This is a genomic window from Thermogemmatispora sp., assembly GCF_019683755.1.
In the GTDB taxonomy this organism is placed as follows: Bacteria; Chloroflexota; Ktedonobacteria; order Ktedonobacterales; family Ktedonobacteraceae; genus Thermogemmatispora.
On sequence record NZ_JADGHT010000520.1, the window covers coordinates 1 to 2,233 of the forward strand.

The window sequence follows — 2,233 nt, forward strand, 5'->3', positions numbered from 1 at the left end:
GGCTCTCACTGGGCCGTTGGGAGGGTGGCAGTGGGTCCTCTGGCCGCTGACCATCAGTAGCTTGGCGAATCTTTTGCCGCTGCTCCGTCCGATTCTCAACGCACGAGAGGGGACCACGGTGACGAACCGCGGTGGGGCCAGACCAGAAGACGAGCGGCGGGAAAGCCAGACGATCTCTCGTGGGGCGGTGGCGGCTGGACTCTTTGGATTGTTGGTTGTCGGTGTTGTGGGGCTAGTGGTGTCTGGCCTCATTGTTGTCTTCACCACCTGGTTTGACAGTAATGCTAAGGCGCTGGCCTCCATTCCGCAGATCAAAGCGGCCAACTCGCCAACACTACCGCCGACCGACCCCAATCATATTGTGCTTGTCAGTCAGGGGGTGGCCGCCTATGAGGGACAGCAGATCCTGGGGGCCACGGGGCAAAATCTCGGCTCAACCTACAATCTCGATCCCAATAGCTATACGCTGCAATCCATCAATCACCATCTTTACTATGTAGCGCCGCTCAGCTACAACAATATCTTCGTGAATCTCTCGAACTCGCATACCCCCGGCTTTGTGGTCGTCGATGCTGAAGATCCCCAGGCGACCCCGCGGCTCATGACTGGCGGCGATAAGACGCTGGCCTATCTCCCCGGCGCTCTGCTCAATCAGGATCTGCTGCGGCACGTTTACCTGAGCGGCTACACCTATGGGCGTCTGGTTGATCCAACGCTGGAACTGGATGATCACTATCATCCCTACTGGGCGATCTCGGTGATGCAGCCCTCGCGAGGCTATACAGGTGATGTGCTGACAGAGGTTCTGCTCGTTGATGCGCACACGGGCCAGATCACGCGCTATCGTCCGCAGGAAGTACCAGGTTGGGTGGATCGGGTCATGCCGGCGGCGACCGTCACCCAGTACCTGCAGTGGTGGGGTCTCTACCATGCTGCCCCCTGGTTTAATCCTTCGGGAGCCAATCAGCAGGTGCCAGCGAGCGAACCTCAGCTCCTCTATAACAGCGTTGATCAGCCGGTGTGGCTGGTACCCATGACCTCCTCTTCACTCAATGACAATTCCAGCACAGGCATTGTTCTCTTTGATACCCATACCAATCGTGGTACCTTCTATCCGCTGACGGGAATTGGCATCGGTAGCAATGTCGAGAATACCATTCAGTCAACGCGAGCCAACCTGCGCAGTTACGATGTCGATAGTGTGCAGCTCTATCAGCTTTATGGAGAACCGACCTGGGTGGCGATCTTTGTCCAGCACGTCAGCAGCGGCAGCATCTTTCAAGCCGTGGGGATTGTCGACGCGCGTAACCTCAACGGCAGCAATGTGCAATACGATACAACGCTGAGCGGCGCCCTGCAGGCTTACCAGCAATGGCTAACGCAGCAGGCGACGGCGGCCAGTCGTCCGACCAGTGGCGCGACCAAGACGGTCGTTGCCAAAGTGCTGCGCATTGCTTCAGTCCAGGAGGGGTCAAATACCGTCTTTTACCTGCAGCTTGCCGGGCAGCCATACATTTTTACCGCCAATCTCTCGCTTTCGCCGAAACTGCCGCTTGTGCAGCCGGGAGACGTGGTCAAAGGGGACTATTATGATAGCGGTGGGCAGGTGATGGTCTTCAAGACCTTCGATGATCTGAGCATTCAGCTCGCCGGGCCAGCGACGACTCCGCAGCCGACGGCTTCGCCGCTGGGGACGCCAACGCCGACGCCTGTGGGCAGGACAGGGGCTCCCACCCCTGGTCGCTAGCTGGCAAGCGGCTGAGTAAGAGCTGTGGACAGCACATGTGAAAGCAGAAGCAAAGGAAGGAAGGTTGGGATGCCTCATTATTTTTCCCGAGAGGAGGCTGAGGCCCTGCTACCGGTCATCTCGCCGATCTTGCGTCGTATTCAGGAGCAGCGCCGCAGGCTCAGAGAGGGAGAGGAGCATGCTCATGCCATTCGCCTGCGCATCATGAGAAACGGCCATAATGTCAACGAGACTATGATGGAGATCCTGCGTGCGCAGGCCCTCTATCTGCGACGACTGCAGGAGTCGCTGGCGGAACTCAGCGAGTTTGGCTGTGAGTTAAAGGACCCCGATATGGGCCTGGTGGATTTCTTGAGCCTGCGCGATGGGCGTGAGGTCTATCTCTGCTGGCATCTGGGCGAGGAACGGATCAAGTATTGGCATCCGCTCGATGCGGGCTTTCAGGGGCGTCGCCCCCTCGATGAAGAGTAGGGGGAAGGGGAGGAT

The 2,233-nt window shown here is 58.4% G+C and carries 2 protein-coding genes; both read left to right on the top strand.

Translation table 11 applies throughout. The features are described 5' to 3' along the window. A partial coding sequence (locus IRZ24_RS19535; RefSeq protein ID WP_297168221.1) for a hypothetical protein occupies positions 1–1,747 on the top strand: 1,747 nt, incomplete at its 5' end. A 69-nt stretch (positions 1,748–1,816) separates the two neighbouring features. After that, positions 1,817–2,218, top strand: a complete 402-nt coding sequence (locus IRZ24_RS19540; protein WP_297168224.1) for a DUF2203 domain-containing protein — start codon at positions 1,817–1,819, stop codon at positions 2,216–2,218. Positions 2,219–2,233: the final 15 nt, after the last annotated feature.